The organism is Xanthobacter sp. NM-59 (assembly GCF_021401125.1).
In the GTDB taxonomy this organism is placed as follows: Bacteria; Pseudomonadota; Alphaproteobacteria; order Rhizobiales; family Xanthobacteraceae; genus Xanthobacter.
Genome location: NZ_JACBFQ010000002.1, coordinates 23,086 through 36,968, shown reverse-complemented (window position 1 = coordinate 36,968; position 13,883 = coordinate 23,086). Strand labels below are relative to the sequence as shown.

Annotated in this window: 16 protein-coding genes; 11 read left to right on the top strand and 5 right to left on the bottom strand. The window is 66.1% G+C overall.

Annotated elements, in window-relative coordinates:
- Positions 1–196 precede the first annotated feature (196 nt).
- Both serA and L0966_RS05525 read left to right on the top strand, forming a co-directional pair.
- Entirely contained in the window at positions 197–1,465 is a 1,269-nt protein-coding gene (serA, locus tag L0966_RS05530) for a phosphoglycerate dehydrogenase (protein ID WP_234054506.1), read from the top strand.
- A 256-nt stretch (positions 1,466–1,721) separates the two neighbouring features.
- Entirely contained in the window at positions 1,722–2,195 is a 474-nt protein-coding gene (locus L0966_RS05525) for a J domain-containing protein (RefSeq protein ID WP_234050874.1), read from the top strand.
- A 352-nt stretch (positions 2,196–2,547) separates the two neighbouring features.
- Here the strand turns inward: L0966_RS05525 and L0966_RS05520 are convergent, their stop codons facing one another.
- The 3 genes from L0966_RS05520 to L0966_RS05510 all read right to left on the bottom strand — a co-directional run bounded on the left by L0966_RS05520 (position 2,548) and on the right by L0966_RS05510 (position 4,602).
- Complete coding sequence (locus tag L0966_RS05520; protein ID WP_234050873.1) at positions 2,548–3,654, bottom strand: YeeE/YedE family protein; 1,107 nt, start codon at positions 3,652–3,654, stop codon at positions 2,548–2,550.
- A gap of 107 nt (positions 3,655–3,761) precedes the next feature.
- A complete protein-coding gene (locus tag L0966_RS05515; RefSeq protein ID WP_234050872.1) occupies positions 3,762–4,136 on the bottom strand; it encodes a metalloregulator ArsR/SmtB family transcription factor in 375 nt (124 codons plus the stop codon).
- 88 nt (positions 4,137–4,224) lie between these two features.
- Positions 4,225–4,602: a thioredoxin family protein gene (locus L0966_RS05510; protein ID WP_234050871.1), complete on the bottom strand. Its 378-nt coding sequence runs from the start codon at positions 4,600–4,602 to the stop codon at positions 4,225–4,227.
- 219 nt (positions 4,603–4,821) lie between these two features.
- On the opposite strand from L0966_RS05510, the gene L0966_RS05505 reads away from it, so the two are divergent.
- Both L0966_RS05505 and L0966_RS05500 read left to right on the top strand, forming a co-directional pair.
- A complete protein-coding gene (locus L0966_RS05505) occupies positions 4,822–5,553 on the top strand; it encodes a cytochrome c biogenesis CcdA family protein (RefSeq protein ID WP_234050870.1) in 732 nt (243 codons plus the stop codon).
- 36 nt (positions 5,554–5,589) lie between these two features.
- The gene (locus L0966_RS05500; protein WP_234050869.1) at positions 5,590–6,156 is read left to right on the top strand and encodes a thioredoxin family protein; all 567 of its coding nucleotides are present in this window, start codon (positions 5,590–5,592) and stop codon (positions 6,154–6,156) included.
- A gap of 69 nt (positions 6,157–6,225) precedes the next feature.
- Here the strand turns inward: L0966_RS05500 and soxX are convergent, their stop codons facing one another.
- Both soxX and soxA read right to left on the bottom strand, forming a co-directional pair.
- Positions 6,226–6,840 (bottom strand): sulfur oxidation c-type cytochrome SoxX, encoded by a 615-nt coding sequence (gene soxX, locus L0966_RS05495; protein WP_234050868.1) that lies wholly within the window; start codon positions 6,838–6,840, stop codon positions 6,226–6,228.
- 13 nt (positions 6,841–6,853) lie between these two features.
- The gene (soxA, locus tag L0966_RS05490; RefSeq protein ID WP_234050867.1) at positions 6,854–7,684 is read right to left on the bottom strand and encodes a sulfur oxidation c-type cytochrome SoxA; all 831 of its coding nucleotides are present in this window, start codon (positions 7,682–7,684) and stop codon (positions 6,854–6,856) included.
- Between the two features lie 248 nt (positions 7,685–7,932).
- Here soxA and soxY point away from each other — a divergent pair, with 248 nt between their 5' ends.
- From soxY to L0966_RS05455, 7 genes are all read left to right on the top strand, one after another.
- The gene (gene soxY, locus L0966_RS05485; RefSeq protein ID WP_234050866.1) at positions 7,933–8,406 is read left to right on the top strand and encodes a thiosulfate oxidation carrier protein SoxY; all 474 of its coding nucleotides are present in this window, start codon (positions 7,933–7,935) and stop codon (positions 8,404–8,406) included.
- Positions 8,407–8,477: 71 nt separating this feature from the next.
- Positions 8,478–8,807 carry a thiosulfate oxidation carrier complex protein SoxZ gene (soxZ, locus tag L0966_RS05480; RefSeq protein WP_234050865.1) on the top strand — a complete coding sequence of 110 codons (330 nt, stop codon included), beginning with the start codon at positions 8,478–8,480 and terminating at the stop codon, positions 8,805–8,807.
- Between the two features lie 150 nt (positions 8,808–8,957).
- Positions 8,958–10,652, top strand: coding sequence for a thiosulfohydrolase SoxB (soxB, locus tag L0966_RS05475; protein WP_234050864.1), 1,695 nt, complete (start codon positions 8,958–8,960; stop codon positions 10,650–10,652).
- A 115-nt stretch (positions 10,653–10,767) separates the two neighbouring features.
- Positions 10,768–12,051: a sulfite dehydrogenase gene (gene soxC / locus L0966_RS05470; RefSeq protein WP_234051284.1), complete on the top strand. Its 1,284-nt coding sequence runs from the start codon at positions 10,768–10,770 to the stop codon at positions 12,049–12,051.
- The gene (locus tag L0966_RS05465) at positions 12,035–12,733 is read left to right on the top strand and encodes a c-type cytochrome (RefSeq protein WP_234050863.1); all 699 of its coding nucleotides are present in this window, start codon (positions 12,035–12,037) and stop codon (positions 12,731–12,733) included. The genes soxC and L0966_RS05465 overlap by 17 nt, the downstream gene beginning before the upstream one ends.
- A 145-nt stretch (positions 12,734–12,878) precedes the next feature.
- Positions 12,879–13,277: a cytochrome c family protein gene (locus L0966_RS05460; RefSeq protein ID WP_370640669.1), complete on the top strand. Its 399-nt coding sequence runs from the start codon at positions 12,879–12,881 to the stop codon at positions 13,275–13,277.
- 75 nt (positions 13,278–13,352) lie between these two features.
- On the top strand, positions 13,353–13,862 hold the full coding sequence (locus tag L0966_RS05455) for a DsrE family protein (protein WP_234050861.1): 510 nt from the start codon (positions 13,353–13,355) through the stop codon (positions 13,860–13,862).
- Positions 13,863–13,883 lie beyond the last annotated feature (21 nt).

Genomic DNA, 13,883 nt, shown 5'->3' with positions numbered 1-13,883 from the left:
ACAAAAGCACGCTTGCGCGACTTTCGGAGGGGGTGAAGGCCACCCGGAGCCTAGACGCGGGCGGCAAAAGCGCTAAGTTCTCGCCCGCCCGCGGATCAGCGCGCCGCGGGCGACGAATCCGCCGTGTCGAGCCCAGCCGAGCTTCCCACCCGGTTTTCCGCCATTCGCTCATTCATCGCTGAAGGACGCTGAGATCGTGAACGACAGCCATACCCATTCGCCGCACCTGTCGCTGTCCAAGGACAAGATCAAGGTGCTGCTGCTCGAAGGCGTGAACGACAGCGCTGTGGAGATGATGACCGCCGCCGGCTACACCAACCTGACCCGCCTCACCAAGGCGCTGGAGGGCGACGCGCTGCTGGAGGCGGTGAAGGGCGTGCACCTGCTGGGCATCCGCTCGCGCACCCACATCACCCAGAAGGTGCTGGATGCCGCGGATCGCCTGATCGCGGTGGGCTGCTTCAGCGTCGGTACCAACCAGGTGGATCTCGACGCCTGCCGCATGCAGGGTGTGCCGGTGTTCAACGCGCCCTTCTCCAATACCCGTTCGGTGGCGGAGCTGGTGATCGGCGAAATCGTCATGCTGCTGCGCCGCATTCCCTCGCGCTCGGCGGCCGCCCACCAGGGCGATTGGGACAAGTCGGCCACCAACAGCTACGAGGTGCGCGGCAAGACCCTCGGCATCATCGGCTATGGCAATATCGGCTCGCAGCTGTCCAACTTGGCCGAGGCCATGGGCATGCGGGTCATCTTCTACGACATCATGGACAAGCTGCGCCTGGGCAACACCGAGCCCACCGCCACCTTGGCGGAGCTTTTGGGCCAGAGCGATGTGGTGAGCCTGCACGTGCCCGAGACGCCGGCCACTCACAACATGATCGGCCGCGCCGAGTTCGCGATGATGAAGCAGGGCTCCTACTTCATCAACAACAGCCGTGGTACCGTGGTGGACCTCGACGCCCTCGCCGAGGCGCTGCGCGAAGGCCGCCTGCTGGGCGCCGCCGTGGACGTGTTCCCGGTGGAACCGCGGGCCAATGGAGAGCGCTTCAACTCGCCGCTCCAGGGGCTCGACAACGTCATCCTCACCCCGCATATCGGCGGTTCCACCCTGGAGGCACAGGAGCGCATCGGCTCCGAGGTGGCGCGCAAGCTGCTGGACTACAGCGACACCGGCTCTACCGTCGGCGCGGTGAACTTCCCGCAGGTGCAGCTGCCGGCGCGCCCCCTGGGCACCCGCTTCATCCAGGTGCAGCGCAACCTGCCGGGCATGCTCGGCCGGCTGAACGAGGTGCTGGCCAAGCACGCGGTGAACATCGCCGCCCAGTATTACGAGACCTATGCCGACGTCGGCTATGTGGTGCTCGACGCCGATGCCTCGGCGGCCGATAGCCAGCGCGTGCTGGAAGACATCCGCGCCCTGGAAGGCACCATCCGCGCCCGCCTGCTCTACGAATACAAGGTCTGATGCCAAGGCGCCGCGCGGCGCTGAAGTGGTTTTGGACGGCCGGGCAGCGGAAGCGGTGCCCGGCCGTTTTCGTTTGCGCCCTCGTCGCGCGGCGTCCCGTGAAGCGGGGGAGGGGGCGGCGAAGCGCTGGCTTTGCGCGCGCGAGGCGCTGGCTTGGCGCCGAACCTGCATGGGGGCACCGGCGATCCTGCCGCCGCGGCCCCTTTGCGACAAAGCGAGGGCGCGCGGCTCCGATTCATGTACGGAAGCGTGCGCCATGGCGGACAACGAGCAATGGGTCATCTGGAACGGCTCGCTGGGCATCCTCGACATGGTGGCCATCGGCCGCGTCGAAGCGGGGAAAACCGGCCGCTCGGCCTTTCTGGCGGAGCCGTATCACATGGTGGGCCCGTTCAGCTTCGATGAGCTGGAAGGGCAGGGGCGCATCTCCTTCGGCGCCTGCTTGGTGATGTCACGCGCGCGCTGGCAGATCGACCAGGTGGAACTGCGCCTGGAAGCGCAGCAGGCGCGCCGGGCCTTCCTGTTCCGCGCCGAACCGGGGGACGATGGCCGCACCCATCGCGAGGCCCTCGATTTGCCCCTGGAAGGGGAGCTGGAGGTTGCCCAGATCAACGCGGCCTTTCGACGCCGCGCCAAGCAGGCCCACCCCGATGCCGGCGGTAGCGACGAGCATTATCGCCGCATCGCCGAGGCGCGTGACGCCCTGCTGGCCCGCTTCGCCGCCGCCTGAGGGGGCGGACGGAGGCGGACGGAGGCGGCCGGCGCCCGCGTCCTCTATTCCTCCGAGAGACCGTCATGCCAAGCACCAGCGCCGTGCACCAGCGTTGCACACGAGCGCTGCTTGGCCACGAGCATCGGCACCGGGAATGGTCTTCAAGCATCGTTGACAAGCACCAGCGCCGCATCGCCGCCCGCGCGCGATGCCCTGCTGGCCCGCTTCGCCGCCGCCGGACTGGGGGGAGGCGTGGACGGGGGGCGGCATGCCCGCGTCCTGCGTTCCTCCCAAGGGGCCGTCATGCCGAAGGCCTGCGTGGCACGCGCGCGGCCGCCGGGCAGCGATCAGCGGCCCCGGGGCATGGTCCTCACGGATCGTTGCGCCAGTTGAGGCGACCGAAGAGGGTGGCGCGCAGGAACTGGGTCACCGAGCCTTCCATCAGCAAGGCGATACCCAGCCGCGCCCCGGCGGCCATGCCCACCATGGCCAGCGGCCAGGAGAGGGCCAGGAGCGAGCCGGCAGTGAGACCCTGGCCGATGGTGCAGCCGCCGCAGAGGATGCCGCCCGAACCCATCAGCACCGCGCCCAGCAGGTGGCGCTTCATCTCACGGGGGTCATCGAAGGCTTCCCAGCGGAACAGATCGGCGCGCCGGGCCGCCACATAGGCGCCGAGTGCAACGCCGAACACGCTGCCGGCCCCGAATTCCGCAAGCCCGTCACGGTCGAGCAGCAGGCCGAACAGCGCACGCGCAACGGGCGAGACGAAAGTGAGGCTTTGGGGCGCGGTGGGCCGCGCGAACTCGTCCACCAGCAGCGTGGTCGCGAGCCAGCCGGCCACCACGCCGAGGCCGAGCACGACCCCCGCCGTCATCAGGCGCGGCGCGCGCCACAGCCTGCGATCCAGGGCGGCAATCCCCACCAGGGCGATGCTGGCAAGGCCCGCGAGCCAGGGCCGCAGGTCGTGCCCCGCCGCGCGGCCGAGCAGGGACGGCAGGTCGGAAGCCGTGCCCGCGGGCACCGCGATGGCGATGCGCTCCAGCCCATCCACGCGGAAGCCGGCGAAGACGCCGCGCAGGGTGGCATAGGCCACCGCGCCGAAGACCAGCAGCACGACGAGGCTGCGCAGATCACCCGATCCGAGCCGGACCAGGGAGCCGAAGGCGCAGGTGCCCACCAGCGCCATGCCGAGCCCGAACAGCAGGCCACCCAGCAGAATGCCGAACCAGGGCAGCAGCGCCGGCACATAATGGGTGCGTTCGGGTGCGAGCAGGCCGGTGAGCGTGAGCAGCTGGGTGCCGCCGATGGCGAGGCCCAAGGCCAGGCCGAAGACCTTCATGCGCCGCCAGTCATGGCCCACCATGGCGTCCTCAAGGGCGCCGAAGGTGCACAGGCGTGCGCGAAAGACGCAGAAACCCGCAATTCCCCCGACCAGGAGGCCTGCGAGAGCGGCCCACCAGGGGCTTGAAATCTCCATGGCGCCGCCTCCTCCCATAGATGCCGGCGGGGACTTGTCTTGCGCTTTCCGGGATGTTCCCGGGCGTCTTTTCAGCGTCCCTTCGCCGGCACGGCGCGATTTTCTTGCTATTCTTCTCTACAGCGCGCGCTTGTGCAATAGATGTCGTAAATGACGGCGATGACGCGCCGCACATCATCGTTGGCGAGGCTGTAATAGATGGCCTTGCCTTCGCGCCGCGTGGTGACGAGACCGTCCAGGCGCAGCCGCGCCAGTTGCTGGGAAACGGTGGGCTGGCGCAGGGACAGGATGTTTTCAAGCTCCGTCACGGACAGTTCGCGCTCGGCCAGCAGGCACAGCAGCAGCAGGCGATTCTCGTGGGAGAGGGCCTTGAGGAAGTCGCTTGCCGCGCGGGCATTGCGCATCAACTGGTCCAGCTCCGGCGAAATCTCCGGGCCCTCGCGCAGTTCGTCCTCGATCCGCCTGGACACGATCGGCGACATGGTCTTGAACCCCTTGATCCATCAATGGCGGGCCACGCCCGGGACGCTTTCAAGCAAGATGGGTGCCGCCCCACCCGCCTGAGCGGCCCTAAGGTTGGCCGGCGTTCAGGCGTGCCGTCAGCGCCGCCATCAGGCCCCAGAAAGCTTCATCGGAAGCATAACCCGTAATGCGCCCCACTTCGCGCCCCTCGTCCACCAGAACGAAGGTGGGCGTGAACCGCACCGGCGCGGCCAGCGCCACTTCCGGCGGAACGCCCTGGGAAAGATCGATGCGCCGCAGCGGCGCGCGACGGCCCTCCTCGGTCTTGGCATAGACCGGCGCCACGTCCTGTTCGAACTTTTGGCAATAGGAGCAGCCCCTGCGCTCGAACATGACGAGCTCGCTCGCCCGGGCCGGCGAGGCGCTGGCCAGGCTCCACATAGCGAGGGCGAAAGCCGAAAGAGCGGGAGGTGGGATGCGCGTCATTCCTGGGCTCGGACTGCGGTGGGGAGGCGAGTGGGTGTGAACGGGCAATGTGCGATTTCTCTTCTCATATAATCGCATTCGCATATATCTTCAGCAAGACAAGAAGCCGCGGCGGGTCAACGCACGCGGCGCGGCCGCCAAAGCGCGGCCACAGGGCTCGTCACGCGCGGCACATCATGGGCTGTGCGGAGGGCCGGAGGAACGTTCGCGGGGAAGACCATGTCGCTGGAAATCAGCCTGCCCGGCGCCTTTGTGGCGGGGCTGTTGTCGTTCGCCTCTCCTTGCGTGCTGCCGCTGGTGCCCGCCTATCTGGGCTTCCTGACGGGCGCGGCGGCGCCGGCCGGCGGGGTGGGCGCGGCGGCCTCGCGCGGGCGCGTGCTGCGCGCGGCGGGCCTGTTTGTGCTGGGCTTCTCCATCGTGTTCGTACTGCTGGGCGCCACCGCATCCAGCCTCGGCCGCCTGCTGATGGACCATGTGGAGCTGCTCACGCTGGCGTCCGGCGTGCTGCTGGTGCTGTTCGGGCTGCACATGACGGGGCTTGTGCGCATTCCCTTCCTTTATCGTCAGGCGCGGATCGATGTGGGGGCGGCGCCGGTGGGCGTGCTGACGCCGCTGGTGGTGGGGCTGGCCTTCGGCTTCGGCTGGTCGCCCTGCGTGGGGCCGGTGTTGGCCGCCATCCTGATGGTGGCGGGGGCGGAAGCCTCCGTGGGCAAGGGCATGCTGCTGCTGGCGGTGTATGCGGCGGGCATCGGCCTTCCCTTCCTTGTGGCCGCTGCCTTTACCGGCCCGTTCCTGTCATGGGCACGGGCGGCAGGCCGGGGCCTGGGGCTGGTGGAGAAGGTGGCCGGGGGGCTGCTCATCCTCACCGGCATCGCCTTCATGACCGGCTTCATGCCCGAGGTGGCCCAATGGCTGCTGGAGCATGCCCCCGGCCTGGGCACCATCGGCTGATGCGGCCCCGACCAGGAAGCCTAGCGGAGAAAGATCATGGCCTCTGACAAGCTCATTTCCCGCCGGGCCGTGCTGCAGGCCGCCGGCCTCGCCTTGCTCCCGATTCCGGCCGTCGCGGACGCCCGCCTGGGAGACGACGGGCTCTACACCCAGGACTGGTATGTGGAGAGCTTCCTGGACCTGAAGGAGGATCTTGCGGCGGCAACCTCCACCGGCCGGCATTTCGCGCTGCAATGGAGCCAGCGCGGCTGCATCTATTGCAAGACGCTGCACACCGTCTATTTCGCCGACCCCGCCATTGCCGACCCCATCCGGGCTGCTTTTGACATCGTCCATCTGGACCTGTTTGGCGCGCGGGAGGTGACGTTCTTCGATGGCAACCGCCTGACGGAAAAGGCGCTGGGCCAACAGCAGCGCATCCGCGTCACCCCCACTTTCCAGTTCTTCGCCCTGGAGCAGGGGCAGGCGAAGGAGGTGGCGCGCATGCCGGGCCTGCTCTCGCGCGCGGAATTCTCGGCCTTCTTCCGCTATGTGGCGCAGGGGGCGTATCGGGCCGGCTCGTTCGACGATTTCCTGGCGCGCGGGGAGGACCGGCGCGGCTGAGGCGCAAAGAAAAGGCCCCGCACGGTGGCGGGGCTTGAGGGGGAACCTCGCTCAGAGGAAAACGAGGCTCTACTTCGCCGGCTTGTTCACCGGCGAATCCGGATCGAACAGATAGGCCACCACGTCCTTGATCTGCTGCTCGCTGAGCACGCCGTTATGTCCGAAGCGCGGCATGGACGAGCAGGCGAAGACAGCCTGCGGGTTGTAGACCTTGGCAAAGGCGGCCTTGGCGTCCTCCGGCGCATATTTCCGATCGGCGCCATAATGGGCGAGGCTGGGGCCGAGCGTGCCATAGCTCACCTCGCGCGGGTCCATCTGATGGCAGGCATAACAATTGCCGCCGCTCACGGTTCCCGGCGGATCGGAGAATTGCCCGCCGCGTCCGTTCTGGGCCACCTTCTCGCCCGCCTTCCAGTCGCCCAGCACGCTGCCTTGCGGATATTTCACCGTCTTGGCCTCGCGCGCCATGATGGCTTCGCCCTGCTGCTGGGAAGGCTGGTTGCGGGTTTGCGAGCAGACCAGCATGGTTTCGTCGGGCACAAGGCGCGCGGCCCAGCCGTCCGGCAGCTTGGTGAAGCTCGCCTTCACGGCGGCCTCCACCACGGCCGGCGGGGCGGGGGGAATCTGCTGGGCCCATGCCGCGCCGGGCGCGAGAAGAGCGGCGGCGATCAACAGCGTCTTCATGGCTCTTCTCCTCTCAGCGCTTGATGGAGGGCACGTTGATCTCACCGCCCGCCGCCTGGGTGTTCAGGAACACGGTGAGGGCGGTGATGACCTCCGAGCCATAATCGGGGGGAGGCATCCGCATCTGCCGATAGCAGTCCCACAAGCGGTGCTGCATGGTGCGCAGCGCGCTTTGCGAGACACGGTAAGTGGGCCAGGAGCCCATGGTGTCCTGCGCATCCTTCCCGGGCTTGTCGAGTTGCGGCAGAGCCTGCAGGCGGATGCGCTTGCCTGCGTCCGCATGGCAGGTGGAGCAGGAGAAGTCGTTGATGGACGAGCGGCGGAAGAACAGCGCCTCGCCTAGGGCATAAGCCTCCTTTTCCTTGGGATGATCGAGCGGTGTCGCGATCTTCATGCCATTGGACTTGTTGGCGATGTAGGCGACGAGATCCTCCATGTCAGAGCCCCGTCCGGGCCCGGAAAAGGGCTTGGAGACCAGGGGCTTGGTGTCGAAGGCCTGGATCTTCTCCATGCACCACAACAGGCGCTGCTCCAGGTCCATCACCTGGTTGGCGTCGGCGAAATAGCGCGGGAGGGCGGCATAGGCGCCCTCCAGCTTGCCGGGGCCCTGGCCGAGGTCGCACGTTTCCAGAGAAACGTTGTTCTTGCCCCTCTTTTCGGCCCACAAGGCCTCGCCCCGGTCCACCGCAAGGTAGCCGGGATTGGCCATGGGGTCGTTGATCATGGCGCGATACCGCTCGATCTCCTTCTCGCTGGCATCGTCCTGGGCGCGCGCCGGGACGAAGGGGATGAGGGCGAGCGCGAGTGCGCACACGGTTGTGAAAAACCGGATTTTGGGTCGCATATATCCTCCCGAAATCTGGCGGGACGCCCGCGGGCCCTCTGCTGAAGCCCTTATGAAGGCGCCCTTCCGATCCGCCCGATCGGCCTTCATAGAAAGCTTCAATCGGCGGATAGGAGCTACTTTACATTCAAAAAAATCGATATCACAATATGTGAAATTGATCGGCGACGACGAAATTCGCGTCGGACGAATCAAAAATCAAAACAATAGCTTATGGCCCATTCTCGGGGCTGTTGGGGAGGAAACGGATGACCTTTCACCAAGACGCCACCCGTGCGCCCAGTCGCCGCCGGGCGCTTCAATTGGTCGGGGCAGCGGCGCTTGCCGCCGTGCTGGCCCCGCGCATGAGCCTGGCCACCGAGGCCCAGGTGGCGGACGAGATGAAGAAGCTGTTCGGCGGTAAGAGCATGGGTGAAGGCAAGATCAAGCTTGATCTGCCGGAGATCGCCGAAAATGGTCTGGTGGTTCCCATCAATATCGATGTGGAAAGTCCTATGACCGATTCTGATTTCGTCAAGTCGGTCCACGTCTTCGCGGACGGCAACCCGTTGCCTCAGGTGGTCACCTACCAGTTCACGCCGCAGAGCGGGAAGGCGGCCGCCTCCACCCGCATGCGCCTCGCCCAGACGCAGAACGTGATCGCGGTGGCGGAGATGTCCAACGGGGCCCTTTATTCGGCCAAGGCGCAGGTGAAGGTCACCATTGGCGGCTGCGGCGGCTGACCGCCGGCCCGCCTCGAAAAAGCGCGCGTGAGACCCATCACCGCGAAACAAAAATCTGGAGGAAACCCACCATGGCCATCAAGTCCACGCCCCGCGTGCGTGTGCCCGCCCAGGCGAAGGCCGGCGAGATCATCGAGATCAAGACGCTGATTTCCCACGACATGGAGAGCGGTCAGCGCAAGGATTCGTCGGGCAAGACCGTGCCGCGCGACATCATCCACACCTTCCAGGCTGCGTTCAACGGCAAGCCTTTCTTCACGGCGGAATGGTTTCCCTCCATTTCCGCGAATCCGTACCAGTCCTTTTTCTACAAGGCGAAGGAAAGCGGAGAGCTGACCTTCACCTGGACGGACGATCACGGCGCCGAGCAGAAGGCTACGGCCAAGCTCACCGTTGCCTGACCTTGGCCGGGGAGCATCCCCGGCCGTCCGCATCATCGGGGCTGAGCCGCGCCGGATCGCATGATTGATCCGGTGAGCGGCGGGTCCATGTCCTCGCCCGGCCGCAAGTGGAGTGAACGCGGCGGCCCTCAACGCGGGAAGCGCGATGCCATGATCTCGAGACGCGATTTTCTTGCCGCCGGAACGGCGCTCGCCGCCCTCATCGCCGCCGGCGGGCCGGGGCTGGCCCAGGCCGTGGAGAAGGGCACCCTGAGCGAGGCGGACCTGCTGCGCTTTGGCAAGCCCGGCACCTTCACCATCCTCCATCTCACCGACATCCACGCCCAATTGGTGCCGCTCTATTTCCGTGAGCCGTCCACCAATATCGGCGTCGGTGAGGCGCGCGGGCAGCCGCCGCACCTCACCGACGAGGCCTTCCTCGATTACTTCAAGTTGAAGCCGGAGACGCGCGACGCCTATGCGCTCACCTCCCTCGATTTCACGGCCCTGGCCCGCGCCTATGGCCGCATGGGCGGGGCCGACCGCATGGCGCGCCTCATCAAGGCCATCCGCGACGAGCGGGGCGCCGACAAGGTGCTGGTGCTGGATGGGGGCGACGGCCTGCAGGGCTCCTGGTCTTCGCTCCAAACCAAGGGCGAGGACATGGTGAAGGTGTTCTCCGCTCTGGGCCTCGACGCCATGGTGGGCCACTGGGAGTTCACCTATGGCGCCGACCGGGTGATGGAGATCAAGGAGAAGGCGCCCTTCGCCTTCCTGGCCCAGAACATCCGCTCGCTGGAATGGCAGGAGCCGGTGTTCGATGCGGCGAAGACCTTCGAGAAGGGCGGGGCCAAGGTGGCGGTGATCGGCCAGGCCTTCCCGCGCACGCCCATTTCCAACCCGCGCTGGATGATCCCGGATTGGGAATTCGGCATTCGCGAGGAGGATATGCAGAAGCAGGTGGACGCCGCCCGCGCCGATGGCGCCGACGCGGTGGTGGTGCTCTCCCACAACGGCTTCGATGTGGACCGCAAGATGGCCTCGCGGGTGAAGGGCATCGACGTCATCCTCACCGCCCACACCCATGATGCCATGCCGGCGGTGGTGGAAGTGGGCCAGACTTTGCTGGTGGCCACCGGCTCCCACGGCAAGTTTATCTCGCGCCTCGACCTCGATGTGAAGGACAAGAAGGTCACCGGCTACAGGTTCCAGCTCATCCCGGTGTTTTCCGATGCCATCACCCCCGATCCGGAGATGGAAAAGCTGGTGAGGGAGCTGCGCGCGCCCTTTGCGGCGGAACTTGCCCGCGAGGTGGGGCGCACCGACAGCCTGCTTTACCGGCGCGGCAACTTCAACGGCACCTTCGACGACATGATCTGCGACGCGCTCCTGAAGGAGCGGGATGCGGAAATCGCCCTGTCTCCGGGCTTCCGCTGGGGCGGAACCCTGCTGCCGGGCGACCCCATCACCTTCGAGGCCATCGCCAACGCCACCGCCATCACCTATCCCGCCTGCTATCGCAATACCATGACCGGCAAGCAGTTGAAGGATGTCCTGGAAGACGTGGCCGACAACATCTTCCACCCGGACCCGTATTTCCAGGGTGGCGGCGACATGGTGCGGGTGGGGGGCGTGGGCTATTCCATCGACGTGTCGAAGGGGGTGGGCGAGCGCATTTCCGACCTCACCTTCCTGAAGACCGGCAAGCCGCTGGAGGCGGACAAGGCCTATACGGTCGCCGGCTGGGCCTCGGTCGCCCAGAATGTGGAAGGCCCGCCCATCTGGGAGGTGGTGGAGCGCTATGTGGCGTCCGCCGGCCCCGTGACCATCGCCCCCAACAGCTCGGTGAAAGTCATCGGCGCGTGATCCCCGCGCGCCGCTGCGGTGGCGCGCCAAAAATATTCAAACCTGCGAATGTTAGAATATTAGGGAGGACGTCATGTCCCAACATAGCGGGCCCGGCCAGCAGGGCCCCGAAAAAATGCCTTCCGGAACGCGCGCCGCCAGCCTCTCCCGGCGCGGCTTCCTTTCCGCTTTGGGGATGGGGGCGGGTGCTGCGGCGGGGGGCTCGGCCTTGGCCGGGCGGGCTCTCGCGGCAGGGCCGGATCCCAACATCGTGCCGGTGCCCGAATGGTCGAAGATGCTGGGTGCGGGGGTGAATGTGAACCCCTATGGCAAGCCTTCCATGTTCGAGAAGGATGTGGTGCGGCGCGAGGTGGAGTGGCTGACGGCCAGCCGCGAAAGCTCGGTGAGCTTCACGCCGCTTTATGCCCTCGACGGCGTCATCACCCCCAACGGCCTGTGCTTCGTGCGCCATCATGGTGGCGAGGCGGAGATTGATCCGGACAAGTACCGGCTGATGATCCACGGTCTGGTGGACAAGCCTTTGGTGTTCACGCTGGAGGACATCAAGCGCATGCCGGGCCGGGTGAACCGGGCCTATTTCCTGGAATGCGCGGCCAATTCCGGCATGGAGTGGCGCGGCGCGCAGCTCAATGGCTGCCAGTTCACCCATGGCATGATCCACAATGTCTTCTACACCGGCATTCCCCTGAAAACCCTGCTGGACATGGCGGGGGTGCAGGCCAAGGGCAAATGGGTGCTGGCGGAAGGCGCCGACGCGGCGGTGATGACCCGCTCCATCCCCTTGGAAAAGGCCATGAAGGACTGCCTGGTGGCCTTCGCCATGAATGGCGAGGCGCTGCGGCCCGAGCAGGGCTATCCGGTGCGCCTCGTGGTGCCGGGCTGGGAAGGCAATATGTGGGTGAAGTGGCTGCGCCGTCTCAAGGTGGGCGACGAGCCGTGGCAGCAGCGCGAGGAAACCTCCAAATATACGGACCTCCTGGCCGATGGCCGCTCGCGCCGTTTTACCTTCGTGATGGATGCGAAATCGGTGGTGACGAGCCCGAGCCCCCAGGCCCCTCTGAAGCACAAGGGACCGAACGTGATTTCGGGCATCGCCTGGTCCGGGCGTGGCACCATCAAGCGGGTGGATGTCTCCCTCGACGGCGGGCGCAACTGGACCACCGCGCGTATCGAGGGTCCGGCCATGCCGATGGCCATGACGCGTTTCTACCTGGACTTCGACTGGGCGGGCGACGAGCTCATGGTGCAGTCCCGCGCCATGGACGACACCGGCTATGTGCAGCCCACCAAGAACGAGCTTCGGGCCGTGCGCGGCACCAATTCCATCTACCACAATAACGGCATCCAGACCTGGCTGGTGCGCTCCAACGGGGAGACGGAAAATGTGGAAGTCGGCTGAGGCGTTGCTCGCGGCCGGCATGGCCACGCTCATCGGCGTGACGGCTTTGCCAGCCTGGGCGCAATCCGCCGCGCCCCATCAAAAGGCGTCCGCCTCGGCGCCCGCCCTCGGCCGCCCCGCGCTGCCGGAGGAGATCGCCGCCTGGAACATCGATGTGCGGCCCGATGGCGAGGGGCTGCCTGAAGGCCACGGATCGGTGAAGCAGGGCGAGGCAGTGTTCCTGCAGAACTGCGCCACCTGCCATGGCGAGTTCGGCGAGGGCGCGGGGCGCTGGCCGGTGCTGGCGGGCGGACAGGGCACGCTGAAATCGGACCGGCCGGAAAAGACCATCGGCTCGTTCTGGCCTTATGCCTCCACCGCCTTCGACTATGTGCGCCGGGCCATGCCCTTCGGCAACAACCAGTCTTTGTCCGCTGACGAGACCTATGCCATCGTCGCCTATCTTCTCAACCTGAACGATCTGGTGCCGGAAGACTTCGTGCTCTCGAAGGAAAACTTCCCCAAGGTGCAGCTGCCCAATCAGCCGAATTTCTATGAAGATGACCGCGAGACGACCGAAAAAGCCTTCTGGAAAAGCAATCCCTGCATGAAGGACTGTTCCGGCCCTGTTCATGTGACCGCCCGGGCCCAGATCCTCAATGTGACCCCTGACGAGGACGCGCCCAAGGGAAATCTGGAATAGGGGAACCTGGAATGATCCGGGGCGCGGGAGCGCAATGAGGAGTACAATCAACAAAAAGGCTGCCGCTTAGCGATGCCAGCCAGGGAGGACCGACAAGATGCGCAAGATCACACTTCTCGCTGGCCTTCTGGCCGGCCTGCTGCCTATGACCGCGGCCGCCCGCGCGGAAGGACCTGCCGCGGACGCGACCACGGCCGCTGAGGCCATCACCGGGGATCCGGCCAAGGGCGAGGTCGTCTTCAAGAAGTGCATGGCCTGCCACGCCATCGGCCCCGGCGCCAAGACCAAGGTGGGCCCGCCGCTGAACGGCATCGTGGGCGCCCACTGGGCGCATTTCGAGGGCTATCCCTATTCCGCCGACATCAAGGACGGCGCCGCCGCCGGCAAGATGTGGGACCTCGCGACGCTCGACAATTATCTCACCAATCCTAAGGTGTTGGCTCCGAAGGGCAAGATGGCCTTTGCGGGCGTGAAGAACGACACCGAGCGCGCGAACCTCATCGCCTTCCTGGCGCAGTTCGACGCTGAGGGACAGAAGAAATAGGTGCTGGCCCGGTGGCGCCGTGACGAACACGTTCAAACCACAGGCGCATCAAGGCGCCGGAGCAGGGAGGAGAGGATGCCGCATCTTGATCGCAGGGCGTTCCTCGGCACCATGGCGCTCGCCGGAGCCCTTCCGGTGGCAGCGGAGGCCGCGCAGAGCATGCTTCAGATGAAGGACATCAACAAGGAGGCGGATGTCGCCTGCCTGTATCACTGCGATTATGGCGACCATGCCCGCTTCGCCCAGACCCTGAACAATATCTCGAACCATTATGCGGCCTATGGGGCGGACCCGTTCGCCATCCAGATCGCCCTGGTGGCCCATGCGGGCGGCGTGAAATTCTTCCTCGACAATCTCGAAGACACGCAGTGGGCCAAGGAAAACCTTGATCCTCAACTGGCGGAGAAGGTGCAATCCCTCTCCAAGAACGGCCTGAAAATCTATCTGTGCGCCTTCACCTTCGAGCGGAACGGGATCGATCGGGCCAAGGCTCGCAACGAGCCCTACATCGCCTTCGTTCCGTCCGGCGTGGCCACGGTGGGCGCCTTGCAGAGCAAGGGCTTCGCCTATCTCAAGGTGGGCTGAGGCCATGACGCCCGCGCCCCG

Excerpts from the sequence above, each read along its gene's own strand:
- L0966_RS05525 (WP_234050874.1), top strand. The coding sequence starts at position 1,722 with ATGGCGGACAACGAGCAATGGGTCATCTGGAACGGCTCGCTGGGCATC.
- L0966_RS05520 (WP_234050873.1), bottom strand. The coding sequence starts at position 3,654 with ATGGAGATTTCAAGCCCCTGGTGGGCCGCTCTCGCAGGCCTCCTGGTC.
- L0966_RS05515 (WP_234050872.1), bottom strand. The coding sequence starts at position 4,136 with ATGTCGCCGATCGTGTCCAGGCGGATCGAGGACGAACTGCGCGAGGGC.
- L0966_RS05510 (WP_234050871.1), bottom strand. The coding sequence starts at position 4,602 with ATGACGCGCATCCCACCTCCCGCTCTTTCGGCTTTCGCCCTCGCTATG.
- L0966_RS05505 (WP_234050870.1), top strand. The coding sequence starts at position 4,822 with ATGTCGCTGGAAATCAGCCTGCCCGGCGCCTTTGTGGCGGGGCTGTTG.
- L0966_RS05500 (WP_234050869.1), top strand. The coding sequence starts at position 5,590 with ATGGCCTCTGACAAGCTCATTTCCCGCCGGGCCGTGCTGCAGGCCGCC.
- soxX (WP_234050868.1), bottom strand. The coding sequence starts at position 6,840 with ATGAAGACGCTGTTGATCGCCGCCGCTCTTCTCGCGCCCGGCGCGGCA.
- soxA (WP_234050867.1), bottom strand. The coding sequence starts at position 7,684 with ATGCGACCCAAAATCCGGTTTTTCACAACCGTGTGCGCACTCGCGCTC.
- soxY (WP_234050866.1), top strand. The coding sequence starts at position 7,933 with ATGACCTTTCACCAAGACGCCACCCGTGCGCCCAGTCGCCGCCGGGCG.
- soxZ (WP_234050865.1), top strand. The coding sequence starts at position 8,478 with ATGGCCATCAAGTCCACGCCCCGCGTGCGTGTGCCCGCCCAGGCGAAG.
- soxB (WP_234050864.1), top strand. The coding sequence starts at position 8,958 with ATGATCTCGAGACGCGATTTTCTTGCCGCCGGAACGGCGCTCGCCGCC.
- soxC (WP_234051284.1), top strand. The coding sequence starts at position 10,768 with ATGCCTTCCGGAACGCGCGCCGCCAGCCTCTCCCGGCGCGGCTTCCTT.
- L0966_RS05465 (WP_234050863.1), top strand. The coding sequence starts at position 12,035 with ATGTGGAAGTCGGCTGAGGCGTTGCTCGCGGCCGGCATGGCCACGCTC.
- L0966_RS05460 (WP_370640669.1), top strand. The coding sequence starts at position 12,879 with ATGACCGCGGCCGCCCGCGCGGAAGGACCTGCCGCGGACGCGACCACG.
- L0966_RS05455 (WP_234050861.1), top strand. The coding sequence starts at position 13,353 with ATGCCGCATCTTGATCGCAGGGCGTTCCTCGGCACCATGGCGCTCGCC.